The organism is Adhaeribacter radiodurans (assembly GCF_014075995.1).
Classification (GTDB): Bacteria; Bacteroidota; Bacteroidia; order Cytophagales; family Hymenobacteraceae; genus Adhaeribacter; species Adhaeribacter radiodurans.
Genome location: NZ_CP055153.1, coordinates 6,290,000 through 6,306,231 on the forward strand (window position 1 = coordinate 6,290,000; position 16,232 = coordinate 6,306,231).

The window sequence follows — 16,232 nt, forward strand, 5'->3', positions numbered from 1 at the left end:
ACTCATTCTTAAAGGTGTAGAAAATAAATAAGTAGCTCCGTATATTTACTAACCTCCCTACTTGGCTAGCAGACCTAAGCTTATCTACTGGTAGATTTTTTTAAAGTAAAGCCTGACTTGTTTTGTAAACGCAATGCTCACTTTCTAATCTTAATCTCAAAACCAATGAAAATACTTTTATATTTTTTCTTGTCTCAATTGAGCCAGCTATTCAACTGGTGCAATCCCTGCTTAATCTTATTTCTATCTCTTGGTTTCAAGACTATAATTTTCGCTCAAAACAAAGAATGGGATAAAACTATCGGGGGTAGCAGCGATGATAAACTTTCAGCAATGATAGCCACTCCAGACGGAGGCTATATTCTGGGGGGCTTCTCCTATTCTAACAAGTCGGGTGATAAAACGCAAGGTAATAAAGGAGATTGTTATGGCTCTGGATGTTATACCAGTGATTTTTGGGTGGTAAAACTAAGTCCGGATGGTACGAAAGAATGGGACAAAACCTTTGGTGGAGAACAGGATGATAAACTTAGGGCCATTATACCCGCCCCCGATGGCGGATATTTATTAGGTGGTTCTTCCGATTCGCCGGCTAGTGGCGATAAAAGCGAGAGTAGTAAGGAAGTCCCGAATCAGGTTCGATATTATTCATCAGATTATTGGCTCGTAAAGATAGATGATAACGGGAAAAAAGTCTGGGACAAAACCTTTGGTGGAGATGCGTACGAGGAACTTACCTCTTTAGCAACTACTCCCGACGGCGGTTTTTTAATAGGTGGCTTTTCCAATTCCGGGAAAGGGTATGATAAAAGCCAAACTAGTAAAGGAGCGGAAGATTACTGGATTATAAAAATAGATAGCCAAGGAAAGAAAATTTGGGATAAAAGCTTGGGTGGTGATAGCTATGATTATCTTACTTCCTTATTAAAAACCCCAGATGGCGGTTATTTACTAGGTGGTTTTTCCGCCTCAGGTAAGAGAGGAAACAAGAGTGAAGCCAGCCGGGATGGGCAAGATATTAATAATCGAGGAGATTATTGGGTAGTAAAAATTGATGCACAAGGGGAGAAAGTCTGGGATAAAACTTTAGGTGGGGATAGAAAGGATGAGCCTTACTCTCTGCTACGAACACCGGACGGGGGGTATTTAGTAGGGGGCTACTCGAACTCAAACCGAAGTGTGGATAAAAGCAAATCGGCATACGGGTACTGGGTAGTAAAACTTAAAGCTACCGGCGAGAAAGTTTGGGAAAAGGTATATGGAACTACTTATAATTATCCGCTCCAGAGCATGGTCGCTGCTTCGGATGGAGGCTACGTATTGGGTGGCAGCAACTATTACGTTGTCAAGATAAAAGAGGATGGCACCAAAGTGTGGGATAAAACTTTTGGCAGAGAAGTACAGTTTAATGCCGATATTTTCTCTAGCCTGGTAGCTACGCCGGATAGAGGTTACCTGCTCGGCGGTTATTCTCGTTCGGACAAAGGGGGTTATAAAAGCCAAGATAGTAAAGGAGATTCTGATTATTGGCTAATAAAGATTAAGGACACAAATAAAATAACCCAAACCATTACCATCACTACTCCGCTTATTCTTAAGCAAGTAGGGGATGCGCCTTTTACCTTAACCGCCAAGGCTAGTTCCGGGTTGCCCGTTACCTTTAACGTGGTGTCCGGTCCGGCCACTCTAAAAGGCAATGTACTCTCGCTTATCGGAGCCGGAAAGATTATAATTAAAATCTCGCAAGCGGGTAATAATGATTATAAGCCTGCAGCGGATGTTACCCAAACCATTATTGTGGATAATCTTAGTCCGGTTACCAAGCTATGGGATAAAACCTTCGGTGGAATTTATAGTGATCGCCTTTCCACGCTATTACCTGCTTCAGATGGTGGTTATTTATTGGGCGGAATTTCCCGAAAATCGCTGCAGAATGACCCGGGATTCTCCATCACTAAAATAGATAATAACGGAAAGAAGGAGTGGGAAAAAGACCTGGGTGGGGATAATGATACCCGATTAATTAAAGGGATAGTCGCTGCGGATGGGGGATATTTGTTCGGTGGTTCTTCTAATACTGCCTTTTTCTTAGAAGATACTAAGTTCTACATTGTTAAAACCAGCTCAGATGGCACCAAAGAATGGAGTAAAACTTTCTGGGGACCGGGTAATCTTAATAGCTTAATTGCTACGCCGGATGGGGGTTATTTGCTGGGGGGCAACACGTATGAATATAAAAAGGATGATAAGACCGAGGCGCCCCGGGGAAGTAGTGATTATTGGGTAGTAAAAATAGATGCAAACGGTAAAAAGCTCTGGGACAAAACTCTGGGAGGCAGTAAGGAAGATTATCTCACGTCCTTAATAGTAACTCAAGACAGGGCATACTTGATAGTGGGATATTCTGATTCTGAAAAATCAGGCGATAAAACCGAAGCCCAAAAGGGTACTTGGTTGGTGAAATTAAATACTGATGGAACTAAGGCTTGGGATAAAGTTATAAGTGGCGGTAGTATTTCATCGTTGCAACAAACTAGCGATAACGGAATTATTTTAAGTGGTACTACATCGTCCAAAATGGATGATAGATCCGACACAGATTACTGGTTGGTAAAATTACAGGCTAATGGCAGCCAAGAATGGGAGAAAACTTTAGGTGGCCCAGGTAACGATAGATTAATTGAAATAACAGCTACTCCGGATGGCGGATATGTGTTGGGTGGCACTTCTACTTCGAAAATTGGATCAGATAAAAGTGAGGAGTCTCGGGGCGGTGAATTATATGGCGACTATTGGGTAGTAAAGGTAAATGCCACAGGCGTAAAAGTTTGGGATAAGACTTTAGGCGGTTATGATGAGGATTTTTTAGCAACTCTGTTGGTTACTCAAGATGGTAATTATTTACTCGCGGGCACCTCTTACTCGGAAGCGAATGGCGATAAGAGCGAACCTAGCTTTGATAGAAGTTTGAGTCAAAGAGGAGATTACTGGATTGTAAAAATAAAAGAAGACCTACCACTTACGGCCCAATGGAATATGCGTTATGGTGGCTCTAGGAACGAAGGTTTTACTTCGATTATCAAGACCAATGATGGCGGTTACTTAAGTGGAGGTTATTCGGCTTCGGGAGTAAACGGCGATAGAAGCCAAGCTAGCCAAGGTAAAAACGATTATTGGATTGTAAAATCAGATCAGAATGGTAAGAAGTTGTGGGACAAAAGCTATGGTGGCAGTGGTGATGATTATCTGAACCGCATCATTCAAACGAAAGATGGTGGCTATTTACTAGCGGGTAGTTCCTTATCGGGCAAGAGTGGCGACAAGACTGAGGCGAGTAGAGGGGGCAGAGATTATTGGATTATAAAGGTTGATAAAGCCGGTGCGAAAGAGTGGGATAAGAATTATGGCGGCAGTGGCTACGATGAACTCAAAAAAGTATTGCAACTAAGTACTGGAGAGTACCTATTGGCGGGGTACAGCAGCTCGCCGGTGAGCGGAGATAAAACGCAAGCTAATCAGGGTGGGACTGATTACTGGTTAGTGAAAGTAAGTAGTTCGGGAGAGAAGCTCTGGGACAAAAGGTATGGTGGCAAAGAAGTAGAAGAGCTAAGTGGCATTGTACTAACAGCAGAGGGCGGGTTCTTGTTAGGGGGTAGTTCCTGGTCAGGTAAGAGTGGCAATAAGAGTGAGGAGAGTAGAGGTAAGAGTGACTTCTGGTTAGTAGCCGTAGATAAAGCAGGTAAACAACTCTGGGATAAAACCTACGGCGGCACAGGAGAGGATGAAGCCTACTCATTAGGAAAAGCGGGTAGTACGTACTTTCTAGCCGGGCAGAGTGATTCACCAGCAGGATTGGATAAGACGAGAGACAGTCAGGGAGGCTTAGACTACTGGCTCTTGAAAGTAAGTAGCACGGGAGAGAAGGTGTGGGACAAGCGCTATGGGGGCAGTAAAGACGATGAGCTACGAGCCAGTATTCCTACTCAGGATGGGGGGTATTTGCTAGCAGGCAAGTCTTTCTCCAACAAGAGTGGCAACAAACGGCAAGATAACCAGGGTTTAAGTGACTATTGGATGGTGAAAGCAGATAAAGATGGGCAATATGAGTGGAGCAAAACCTTTGGTGGCAGCGGTGCGGAAGAACTAAGAGCCGTAATTCAGACCCAGGAAGGAGGCTTCTTATTAGGCGGAAAGTCTGATTCAGGAGTAAGTGGCGATAGAACGCAGCCGAGTCAAGGAGGCACTGATTACTGGCTGGTGAAGGTTGCTCCGGAAAGTACTTCTATTCAAGCTGAAAGAGAAGCTACCGTGGTAGAAGAAATTCCATTGCCAATGGAACAATTCAGTTTAAAAGCTTATCCAAATCCGTCCTCTGGAAAGTTTACGGTAAGCTTTTCTTTTCCCAAAAACCAAACCGCTACAGTAAAGATTTTTGACAACCAGGGTAATTATATAACTACATTGTTTCAGGGAGAAGCGCAGGCAGATCAAAGTTACCAGGTAGAATGGCAAGCTGCTAATAAGTTAGTAGGTTTATATTTCTTGCAACTGCAAACCCCTACTACTCGTCAGCAGCAGAAATTGCTTTTGACAAAGTGAAAGCCTAGTATTTTAGTAAAAAGGCGGAATAGAAAAACTTCTATCCCGCCTTTGTTTTTATGCTAATTATAACTTTTCATATTTAGGATATCTCCATATCTAACCCGATTCAGGCAGAGCAATATAAGAGGAAATACCAGTATCCTGCTAATTCTTAAAAGTTAGGCTGAACTAAAAATTATTTTAGTAAATACTGCTGCGCCAATTGCGTAAATTCTTCTATTTGCTGTTGTTGCCACTTCTCCGAATAACCTAATTCCTGCGCCATCAAGCGAGCCGTTGCCGGAGCTAAACGTATGCTTTCGCGGGCATCTAACAACAAAGCTCTTACCCGGCGTGCCAGCACATCTTCTACATTTCGAGCCATTTCTTTGCGTACCGCCCAAATTACCTGCGCTTTTAATATTCCTAGTTTTTGGCTTAAATATTCTCCTAATTCGGGTTGTTCAGCTATCAAGGCTTGAATATGCCCGGCATCAGTGCCATAATTACTTAAGCTATTAGCAGGATCAGGATTTGCTGCCCCATGTATTTTTAATTGACTGGTAACCGAAGGTTTATGGGGCCAATTTGCTACGCTTTCTATTTGGTCTATGGCTTCTTCGGCCATTTTTCGGAAGGTTGTCCATTTGCCCCCTAAAATGCTAACCAAACCGGAAGGAGCTACCATAATTTTATGACTGCGCGATACTTCTTTGGTTCCTTGCGCGCTTCCGTTTACCGCAGCCAAGGGCCGTAAACCGGCAAATACACTGCGCACATCCGCCCGCTTTGGCGAACGGGTTAGAAACCGCCCTGCTGTGCTTAAAATAAACTCAATTTCACTTTCCAGAGCTTGGGGCTCTAATGAAGCTTCCGTTACTGGCGTATCGGTAGTGCCTACTATTACTTTCCCGTGCCAGGGCACCAAAAATAAAACTCGGCCATCGTCGGTTTTAGGAACCATAAGCGCGAAATCGCCGGGCAAAAATTCTTTATCCAGCACTAAATGTACTCCTTGGCTGGGCCGGATGGAAGTCTTATTTTCCGGATTATCCATTTTCAGGATTTGATCGGTAAAAACACCGGTAGCGTTTAATACCATTTTGCCCCGGATAGTATAAGGTTGCTTATTTTCGGCGTCGTACGCTTGTACCGCAGTTAATTTTCCATTCTCATCTTTTAGTAAATTTGTTACGGCCATGTAATTAACCGCGTAACCACCTTGCTCAAAAGTGGTTTGTACTACATTAATGGCCAATCTCGAATCATCAAATTGCCCGTCGTGGTACAAAACGCCGCCTCGTAGTTTGTGCGTTTTAATAGTAGGTAAATGAGCAATGGTTTCCTGGGCAGAAATAGGTACTGATGGCCCTAGGCTAAGCTTTCCGGCTAATAAATCGTATAATTTTAAACCTACCGTAAACCAAGGCCGTTCCCACCAGCTATAGCTCGGAATAATAAAAGCCTGATTTTTCACCAGATGCGGTGCATTTTGGACGAGTAAACCCCGCTCAACGCTCGCTTCGCGTACCAATTTTATATCGCCCTGCGCCAGGTAACGCACGCCACCGTGTACCAGCTTGGTACTTTTACTGGAAGTTGACTTGGTAAAATCCGATTGTTCCAGCAAGAGCGTTTGGTAACCACGGGTAGCCGCCTCTAATGCTGCCCCAATGCCGGTAGCCCCACCCCCAATTATAATTAAATCCCAGGTAATATCGCTTTGAATAATCTGTAGAACCGAATTTCTATCCATTTTTGGATTTTTTGATTAAAGGAGGCTTGAGAATTTTGCTTCTGATGCTGCAATAAGCTTCTATTTAGCGAGATAAGAAATTAATTAGTAAATAATTTAACGAGTAGTAAGAAGAATAAAAGTAACCTCCTCTTCTTAAACAAAAAGTAAATGCATCTTCTTAAACAGAAACAGTTGGCAATAGTATCTTCTTTATAATTAAGCACTTTGTTTTATATGAAAAGCCTTGGTTTCGCCTGCTTTATAAATAGAAATGCATTTTAATAAAATGTAACCAGAATACTTTTTCTATTTTATTTCAGCCAAATACCTATTTATTCGTAAGTAATTTCAAACAAAATAAATACTAAGCTGCTATTTATTACTGAACCTATTTTATATAAATAACTATTTATTTAAACCAGAATGCATGTTATGAGAAAATTCCTGTTAGCCATTTGTAGTTTATTGTTTGCTATTAGTTTTACCGCCTGTAATTCAAAACAAAACTCCGACACTACCAATACTACTGGCTCTACCGAATCGGGAGATAGTACGGCAACTACGACTACAACCTCTGAAAACGATACCCTGCCTAAACCCTTTGCTACCCCGCCCACGGCTAAAAATAGTAAAGTAATTGGCTGGCCTGCCGGCAAAACCCCTACAGCACCGGCTGGTTTTACGGTAACCAAATTTACCGATAATCTGCGCAACCCTCGCTGGATTTACGTGGCTCCCAATGGCGATATTTTAGTGGCCGAAGCTAGTACCGAAGAAAGCATTTTTAAAAGAGTGCAAAATGTAGGAACCGGCAAAAGTAAAAAAGTAAATACTGGCGGCAGCGCCAACCGCATTACTTTATTCCGCGATACCAATAAAGATGGCAAGCCAGAGGTACATAAAACTTTTCTGGAAGACCTGCATCAGCCTCTGGGAATGTTAATTTTGAACGATGCATTTTACGTAGCCAATACCGATGCACTTTGGAAATACCCTTATAAAACCGGTCAGGACCAGATAACTGGTAAAGGCGAAAAAATTCTGGATTTACCAGCGGGTGGTTATAATAACCACTGGACCCGTAACATTATCGCGAATGCCGATGGATCTAAAATTTACATTTCGGTAGGTTCGGGCAGCAACGTAGCCGAAAATGGATTAGATAACGAGCAGCGCCGGGCCAATATTCTGGAGATAAACCCCAATGGTTCCGGCGAACGTATTTTTGGCAGCGGTTTACGGAATCCGGTAGGTATGGATTGGGCTCCTGGTACCACTACTTTGTACACCGTAGTAAATGAGCGCGATAACTTGGGCGATGACCTGGTACCCGATTATTTAACCAGTGTGAAAGACGGCGGATTCTACGGCTGGCCATTTGCTTACTGGGGACCGCACCCAGACCCCCGCATGGAAAAAGAACAACAACCGGAAATGGTGAAGAAAACGTTGGTTCCGGATGTTCCCCTGGGCTCACATACAGCTAGCCTGGGCCTGGCTTTTTACGACGGGAAATTATTCCCGGAGAAATACCACAACGGAGCATTTGTGGGCCAACATGGTTCCTGGAACCGCTCTAAATTTGTGGGTTATAAAGTTGTTTTTGTGCCTTTTAAAGAAGGGAAACCTGCTGGTAAACCCGAAAGCTTTTTAACTGGTTTTATTGCCAATGCCGATAAAAGTGAAGTGTACGGCCGCCCAGTAGGATTAGCTGTTTTACCTGATGGTGCCTTACTAGTGGCCGATGATGCGGCTAATACACTATGGTACGTACGCCCGAATAAATCTTAATTCTTTTTATGAAAAAGCCTCCAGTTGGGAGGCTTTTTCATAATTAAATTCGCCCATCGCCTTACAGGTTCCTTCTCTCAAACCTTATTCAAAATAGGCTCTGAATTTAGAAAGATACGTACCTTTTTCGGAGATTAATCCCGGATTACTTCTATCCGAACCTAGTTGTAACAGAATAAATGATATTATCTGTTATTTAAGAATTTCGCGTTAGCAATCTTTTTGTATTTTGTGGAATAATCATGGTGTCCGGAGACAAACCGGGATGTTGAATTATATTCACATTGCTAATTTAATAACACAGATAAGCTATAGTTACTAAATCAGTGCTATAAAAAATTAAAGAGAATACTATTCCAGTTCGTATTTTCCGTTATTCTAACAGCTGCTTATGTCAAAAATTATAATCCTGCTTTTTTAATGGACCTCACGGAAACGCCAATTGCCGAAGCCCCACCTGTTACTACTAGTCATCCCAAACAATTGTATTTGTTGTTTTTTACCGAAATGTGGGAGCGGTTTTCTTTTTATGGCATGAAAGCCTTGTTGCTGGCGTACATGGTAACGCAACTTAAATTTTCCGAACCCAAGGGTTATGCTATATTAGGTTCGTACGCCGCTTTAGTATATACCATGCCGCTGTTTGGTGGCTTAATGGCCGACCGGTTTTTAGGTTACCGCAAAGCTATTTTATTCGGGGGTATTTTAATGGCGATTGGGCATATTGTTATGGCAGTGCCGCAAAGCTGGAGTTTCTTTTACGGCATGGCTTTTATTATTTGTGGTAATGGCTTTTTCAAACCCAATATTTCCAGCATAGTAGGTACTTTATACGCCGACAACGACCCTCGTAAAGACAGCGCTTTTTCCATTTTTTACATGGGCATTAACATTGGGGCAGCATTAGGCGGCTTGCTGTGCGGCTACGTAGGGCAACGTATAAACTGGCATTATGGCTTTGGCTTAGCCGGTATTTTCATGATTTTAGGATTAGTTGTATTTAACATTGGCCAGAAATCGTTGCAACACCGGGGCTTACCACCCGATCCTATCGCTCTCAAAAAACCAATTTTTGCTGGTTTATCTACCGAAGTATTCATTTACCTGGGTTCGTTGTTAGTAGTGCCCGCCGTAGTAGCCATTTTTAACCGGTACGGAGTAATGGATTATATCATGTTCGGTTTAGGAATTATATCGCTGGTTTACATATTATTTGTTGCCTTTCAGTTAAATGGAGCTGCCCGGAGTAAATTACTGGCAGCGTTAGTATTAATTGTATTTTCGACCTTATTCTGGGCTTTTTACGAACAAAATTCCGGTTCGCTTAATTTATTTGCCATGCGCAACGTAGATATGCACGTAGCCGGTTTAGACTTACCCGCCTTATCGGTTAATAATTTTTTACCACCCGCCTGGGTAATTATTCTCAGCTTCTTTTTTGCCTGGCTCTGGCCCGTGCTTAACCGGAAAAAACTGGAGCCTTCCACGCCCGTAAAGTTTGGGCTGTCTTTTATTTTTGTGGGTTTAGGTTTTTACGTATTTTATGCTGCCTGTCAGTTAGGCGCTGCTACCGGTTTAATTTCTCTAGCTGCTTTTGTACTCGGGTACTATCTTATTATCTGCGGCGAGTTATGCCTTTCTCCTATTGGCTTGAGTATGGTTACAAAACTAGCTCCTACCCGCATGGTGGCTTTAATGATGGGAATTTTCTTTTTCGCTTCGGCAATTGGGGAATTTCTGGCGGGTAAGATCGGGGCTTTAATGAGCGTGCCGGAGAACGTAGTAGATAATCCGGTACTATCGCTACCCTATTACGCCGCTATTTTAAGCAAAATTGGTTTTTGGTCGTTAGGTACGGGGGTGGTTTTAACGTGCCTGAGCCCACTTATTCGTAAGTGGATGGCCGATGTACGGTAGCCTCACAAATTACGTGTATATCTTACCTTACTCCGAAAAGAATATTCAGATTTTATAAAGCTAAATTCAAAATTTTACTTAATCTTAATGCTTATATAATACTACTACACTCCATTATGCTAAAACTTACTACACTTTTTAAAAAGCAGGTCTACACCTGTTTATTATTTTCTTTACTACTAATTTTTTCTATTTCCGCACAAGGGCAGGCCCAAACAGCACCAGTTACCACAAAACCAGTTATTATCGGGTACGTGGGTGGCTTTCGGGGTTTGGTTAATACCGAAACTATCAGCGCCAATAAGTTAACGCACATTAATTATGCCTTCGTAAATGTAAAAGGCAACCGGGCTTTTCTTACGAATCTGGCCACCGACACTACTAATTTTCGGAAGCTAAACTTGTTGAAAAAGCAAAATCCGGAGCTTAAAATTTTAATTTCGTTGGGTGGTTGGGTCTGGAGCGAGAACTTTTCGGATGCGGTACTTTCCGATACCTCCCGTCAGGCATTTGCCGCCAGTTGCGTGCGCATCATGCAGGAAAATCAACTGGATGGAGTAGACATTGATTGGGAATACCCAGCTATTAAAGGCGAAGAAGACAATATTTACCGTCCCGAAGACACTCAAAATTTTACTTTAATGTTTGCTGCGCTTCGGCAGGAACTAGACAAGTTACAAGCCCAAACCGGCAAAAAATACTTGCTTACTACGGCTATTCCTACTTTCATGGATTTTATTAACCACACCGAAATGGGCAAAGCACAGCAGTACCTGGATTATGTAAACTTAATGACTTACGATTATTCAGGCGGACCAGTAGCGGGCCACCACAGTAATTTATATGCTTCTAAAAAATATGATACCAAAGACTTCGCCGCCAAAGCCGTGAAAGATTATTCGGCGCTAGGAGTACCAACTTCTAAAATGGTTATTGGGCTGGCTTTTTACGGCAAAGGCTATGACCTGGCCGAAGCTAAAGGAAAAGGCATTGGCCAGAAAGTAATTAAACCTTCTGAAGGGGGTGGCTATACTAAGTTAAAAGATACCTTAATCAATAAGAACGGCTATAAAGCATACCGCGACAAAAAAGCCAAAGCGCCTTATTTATACAATGCTGCCGAAAAGAAATTTATTACTTACGAAGACGAATGGTCGATCCGGAATAAATGTAAGTTCGTGCTCGACAATAAACTGGCGGGAGTTATGTTCTGGGAATACAACTCCGATCCGAAAGAATATTTACTAACCGAGGTTAACCGCCACCTGAAATAACAGGTTTTTACCACCAAAACTCTTCTTTTTTAATTACTTAATTAAGCCGGCACTTTTTTATACCGGCTTTTTTAATATATTGTCCAACAAAAATAGTAACCGCTTCAAATTTTAAACTGCTAAACTAAAAGAGACAATTATGAGCCACGTAAAAAATATTTTACAAAAGAAGGGTTATGCTACTATTACCATAGAATCTTACTCTACGGTTTACAATGCTTTAGAGATGATGATGAAAAAAAATGTAGGCGCTTTGCTGGTAATGGAAGGCGAGAAATTTATCGGTATTTTTACCGAAAGAGATTACGCCCGCAAGGTAATTCTGGAAGGAAAAGCTTCGAAAAAAACGCTCATCAAAGAAATCATGAACGATCATCCGGTTACGGTAACTCCCGTTACTACCATAAAGGAATGCATGAACCTGATGACCGATAAAGTAATTCGCTACCTGCCCGTGTTAGACGAAGATGAAAAAGTAGTAGGAATTATTTCGATGAGCGATATTGTAAAGCATTTAATGGAAGAGCAAAAGTTTATTATTGATAGCCTGCAAAGTTATATCTCTAATCAACAATAAGATAGTATTTTCTGGTTAGTTTGGGCAGTAAGCACAAAAGGAATATGGCCCTATTCATCCAAATTTTGCGCATAGGTGTAGTGTAAACTACACCTTTTTTATTTGCCCGCAGCAAATAAAGTTAAAACAAATGAACTCCGTTAAACAGGTAAATTTAACGTGAGTTCGAGATAAGAAACACCCGCATAAAAAGTAAGTTAATCTTCTTTGATTCTGTCATTCTGGAAGAATCTAACCGGTTACTTGCTGGTTAGATTCTTCCAGAATGACAGGAATAGACGGGAAACTCTACAGTTTTATCCTTTTGGCTATTACAGATATGTTTTTTTGTTATGAAATGCCTATATCGAACTCACGTTAAATTTACGTTTAAGTAAAACGTGTCTTATGCAAGTTGTTACTATTGCTTGCTAATAAAACTTACAAGTACTTATTACTAAAATTTAATTGTAACGGCATATTATACCGGAATAAAGTAAAAATGGAAGAGCAGAAAAATAATCCGCTGCACGGCAAAACCCTCGAGATGATCTTGATTCATTTAGTAAATTATTACGGTTGGGAAGAGTTAGGCGCCAGAATTAATATAAATAGTTTTAACCATAATCCTAGCGTAAAATCAAGTTTAACCTTTCTCCGGAAAACGCCCTGGGCCCGCAAAAGAGTAGAAGACCTTTATTTAAAAACGTTGCGTTGAGAAGTAGTTAGAACGGAATGTAAAGTACTGGTTACTGTTACTTCCGTTCTAATTGATTTACTAATTTTAAAATAAAGGCTTCTGGTTTTAATGGTAATTTGAAACCAAGTTTCACATGGAACATTAGCCCAAAACTATTTAGTAAAGCAATTTCTTAAAAGCGTTCAAGGTTTCCTGGCTGTTTTTAATGTGGCGGTACACTTGCAGGCAAAACCGTTTCACATGACTATCCGTCATATCGCGATTATACGTTATACCATCCTGATCTTTCGTTCGAGTAATTAACAAAAACTCATCTGATTCCATTAGTCGGAGCATTGCCTGAAGCTTTTCCATGATTGCAATTTTAATTGGCTGATTAATTAGTTCATATTTGGTTGGGCGTGCTTTTTCCTGCATAAATATATGCCATTACAGCTTTGTGTATTGTTCAGTTAATAAGCACTTTATATAAAACAATTATAATAAATAATTATAAAAAATAAAAATTTTACAAATTTTATTTATATATATAATATACCTAATTGTACTAAACAGTAGATAAATTTTAAAAAAAATCTTCCCGCAACTTGCTTTTATCTTCGGGAACTAGCAAAATCTAGTGCTTTCCTGATTGCTCTAGTATAAATCCCGGCAACATTCTGCCTTTCTATTTGTTTGCATCCAAACAGAATCTGGAGTAATTTCGGAATTCTCTTACTGCATTTATTTATAAGTTATACCAGCCTACCAACGTGTTGATTAAGAAGAATGGCGAAGCCAAAAGCATGAATTACGAAACCCGATACCAGGCCGCTCAGGTGGTAGCTGGCTCTGTGGAACAACACTTTGCCCAACACATTGCTAATACCCAGCAAAACGGTGAACACGAGCTTGCAACGCCCCCTGAGGCCTTAACCATTGCTACCATTGTGGATGTTGCTTTTTGGGCCAGTCTCCGGCGCGAAGAAGGTCATTCTCCTAAAATTTCCCTGGCTTTTCTTTCTCCGGAACAAGCCGAACAGCCGCTTATATTTGATCAACGTCTGGCGCTTACTCCCAGTAGTCTTACCAAACTAGGCCCGGCAGTAGAGCGGCCCGGCATTCATTTAGGCGTTTGGGGCAAAGGCGAAGATTTATACGTTTGGGGAACTACGCGTATTATTCCGAGTATGTGTTTTGTACTGGAAGTGATTGAACCGGGCTTGTTGGTAATAAAACACCGTGGCCTGGATGGTTTTGGTAAATTTGTAAACGTAGCGGTACTTAAAGGCGATAAAGTTAAAATTATAGACGAACAAAGTGCTAGTTTACCAGATTGCCCAGCCATGTTAACTTCGTTGCTAGGTTTTACTACTCCTTCGTCGTGGAATGGCTCTGTTGATGTGCTGGTACAATTAGCGGCCTCTATGCGGGCGCATGGCCGGGGTGGTACCTTGTTGGTAGTTCCGGCCGGCACCCAGGCTTGGCGCGAATCCATTATCCACCCTATTTCTTATGCGGTTCAGCCGGCTTATGATGGTTTAGCAACGGTAATACAGCAAGAAGCAGAAGAACAAAGCTCCCGTAACTGGCAGGCTAATATGCGATTAGCCGTAGAAGGAGTAGCTGGCCTTACCGCCGTAGATGGCGCCACTATTATTAACGATAAGTACGAATTGCTGGCTTTTGGAGCCAAAATTCGTCGGCCGCCAGGCAAACCTTCGGTAGAGCAAATTGTAGTAACAGAACCTATTATTGATCAGGAACCCATGATTATTCATCCCGCTCAAAACGGAGGCACCCGCCATTTATCGGCGGCTCAGTTCGTGTTCGACCAACGCGATGCCCACGCTCTGGTTGCTTCGCAAGATGGCCGATTTACTATTTTTTCCTGGTCACCCTGCGAAGGAATGGTTCACGCGCATAGAGTGGATAGCTTGCTGCTGTAATTAAGTAAAGAGGCACAAGTATCAGGATAGTAGACACAAGGCTTTATTACATCTAACAGTTTTAATTTCAGCAACTTAAGCCAAATATATATTTATTAAATAGATTAAATTAATTTCGTCTCTTTAGTAAATTTAATCTATCCTAAGAGATTGCTGTGGGCAGTAATAGCAAACCAATTCAGCATTAAGTTTCTATTAAATTACGGGTAGTAATTGAAAATTCAGATAAAAACGGTTAAACTACAACTTAAAACCATTTATCTGTTTTACTACCATGACAGTATCCCGACGCAATTTTATTAGAACATCTGGCTTGGTTAGCCTGGGCTTTGTGGGCTTAAATAATTTAGCTGCCCGTATGGCAATGGCTACCTTTCAGCCGGAGCAAACCATGCAAGTGGGTTATGGCCCTTTAATTACCGAAACTGGTAGCCCGTTGAGCTTGCCCAAAGGATTCTCCTGCAAAATTATTTCTCGTAAAGGTAATCCAATGGCCGATGGCTTGTTGTCGCCGGGAGCGCACGATGGTATGGGATCCTTCGCTTTAAAAAACAATAAAGTACTCCTGATCCGGAATCATGAACTATCGCCGGGCACTTACGACAAAGGCCCCTACGGTGAAGACAAAGCATTGCTGAGCAAGGTTGATAAAAGTAAAATTTACGATTTCGGGAAAGGCGAACAAACTTGTTTAGGCGGTACCACTACCATGGTGTTTAACGAACAAAACCAACAGGTTGAACTCGAATACCTAAGCTTAACTGGCACCATCCGGAATTGCGCCGGCGGCATTACCCCCTGGAAATCGTGGCTTACCTGCGAAGAAACCCCACTCAAAAAAAATGAACTGGAGGGCGCCTTGGAACACGATCATGGGTATAATTTTGAAGTAAAAGCTTCCGATAAAGTTAAGCTGAATGATCCGGTACCACTTAAAGCCATGGGCCGTTTTGTGCACGAAGCAGTGGCCGTGCAACCCAATACCGGCATTGTGTACCAAACCGAAGACAGTGGGGATAGTATTTTCTACCGCTTTTTACCTAACGCTTACGGCGAACTGCAAAAAGGAGGTAAATTACAATGTTTAGTATTAAAAGAATGGAAAAGCGCCGATACCCGTAATTGGCCTGATCTTACCACAACTAAATTTCCAGTTAAAAAACAATACGACGTAGAGTGGCTGGATTTAGACGATGTAGAAGCACAGGAAAGTGCGCTCCGCATTCGTGGTTATAAACAAGGAGCTGCCCGTTTTGCCAACACCGAAGGCATTTGGTACGGTAAAAACGAACTTTTCTTTGCGTGTACCTCCGGCGGAGCAATTTCTAAAGGACAGATTTTTAGGTATGTTCCCAGCCCTTACGAAGGAACATACCGCGAAAAAGAAGCTCCGGGTAAACTGGAATTATTTCTGGAACCTAACAATACCGAAATTTTTCAAAAATGCGATAACCTGACTATTTCGCCCTGGGGAGACGTAGTTATTTGTGAAGATACTTCTAACCCTCGCATTATTGGCATCACGCCTAAAGGTGAAACTTATGTTTTAGCGAAAAACGTAGGCTTTCCAAACTCCGAATTTGCTGGTCCGGTTTTCTCACCTTCGGGTCGGACTATGTTCATAAATATTCAATCACCGGGTTTAACCATAGCTATTACCGGTCCCTGGAAAGAAAGAGTTTAATAAAATTCATTAGCATAAAAGAATACCTAAGCGTGGGGATTATAAATATTTATACCGGCACTT

At 41.8% G+C, this 16,232-nt stretch carries 10 protein-coding genes; 8 read left to right on the top strand and 2 right to left on the bottom strand.

Going from position 1 to position 16,232, the window contains the following annotated elements; genetic code table 11:
- Positions 1-165 precede the first annotated feature (165 nt).
- A complete protein-coding gene (locus tag HUW48_RS24830) occupies positions 166-4,599 on the top strand; it encodes a T9SS type A sorting domain-containing protein (protein ID WP_182413489.1) in 4,434 nt (1,477 codons plus the stop codon).
- Positions 4,600-4,777: 178 nt separating this feature from the next.
- Here HUW48_RS24830 and HUW48_RS24835 read toward each other — a convergent pair whose 3' ends face one another.
- Positions 4,778-6,337 (bottom strand): glycerol-3-phosphate dehydrogenase/oxidase, encoded by a 1,560-nt coding sequence (locus HUW48_RS24835; RefSeq protein ID WP_182413490.1) that lies wholly within the window; start codon positions 6,335-6,337, stop codon positions 4,778-4,780.
- A 414-nt stretch (positions 6,338-6,751) separates the two neighbouring features.
- On the opposite strand from HUW48_RS24835, the gene HUW48_RS24840 reads away from it, so the two are divergent.
- From HUW48_RS24840 to HUW48_RS24860, 5 genes are all read left to right on the top strand, one after another.
- Positions 6,752-8,110: a PQQ-dependent sugar dehydrogenase gene (locus HUW48_RS24840; protein WP_182413491.1), complete on the top strand. Its 1,359-nt coding sequence runs from the start codon at positions 6,752-6,754 to the stop codon at positions 8,108-8,110.
- Positions 8,111-8,530: 420 nt separating this feature from the next.
- A complete protein-coding gene (locus tag HUW48_RS24845) occupies positions 8,531-10,027 on the top strand; it encodes a peptide MFS transporter (RefSeq protein ID WP_182413492.1) in 1,497 nt (498 codons plus the stop codon).
- 116 nt (positions 10,028-10,143) lie between these two features.
- Positions 10,144-11,301: a glycoside hydrolase family 18 protein gene (locus HUW48_RS24850; protein ID WP_182413493.1), complete on the top strand. Its 1,158-nt coding sequence runs from the start codon at positions 10,144-10,146 to the stop codon at positions 11,299-11,301.
- Positions 11,302-11,440: 139 nt separating this feature from the next.
- On the top strand, positions 11,441-11,878 hold the full coding sequence (locus tag HUW48_RS24855) for a CBS domain-containing protein (protein WP_182413494.1): 438 nt from the start codon (positions 11,441-11,443) through the stop codon (positions 11,876-11,878).
- A 481-nt stretch (positions 11,879-12,359) separates the two neighbouring features.
- Positions 12,360-12,575 carry a VF530 family protein gene (locus tag HUW48_RS24860; RefSeq protein ID WP_182413495.1) on the top strand — a complete coding sequence of 72 codons (216 nt, stop codon included), beginning with the start codon at positions 12,360-12,362 and terminating at the stop codon, positions 12,573-12,575.
- A gap of 138 nt (positions 12,576-12,713) precedes the next feature.
- On the opposite strand, the gene HUW48_RS24865 is transcribed toward HUW48_RS24860, so the two are convergent.
- Positions 12,714-12,911 carry a hypothetical protein gene (locus HUW48_RS24865; protein WP_182413496.1) on the bottom strand — a complete coding sequence of 66 codons (198 nt, stop codon included), beginning with the start codon at positions 12,909-12,911 and terminating at the stop codon, positions 12,714-12,716.
- A 398-nt stretch (positions 12,912-13,309) separates the two neighbouring features.
- On the opposite strand from HUW48_RS24865, the gene HUW48_RS24870 reads away from it, so the two are divergent.
- Together HUW48_RS24870 and HUW48_RS24875 are read left to right on the top strand one after the other, a co-directional pair.
- The gene (locus tag HUW48_RS24870; RefSeq protein WP_317173733.1) at positions 13,310-14,485 is read left to right on the top strand and encodes a putative sensor domain DACNV-containing protein; all 1,176 of its coding nucleotides are present in this window, start codon (positions 13,310-13,312) and stop codon (positions 14,483-14,485) included.
- A 274-nt stretch (positions 14,486-14,759) separates the two neighbouring features.
- Positions 14,760-16,169, top strand: a complete 1,410-nt coding sequence (locus tag HUW48_RS24875; protein WP_182413497.1) for an alkaline phosphatase PhoX — start codon at positions 14,760-14,762, stop codon at positions 16,167-16,169.
- Positions 16,170-16,232 lie beyond the last annotated feature (63 nt).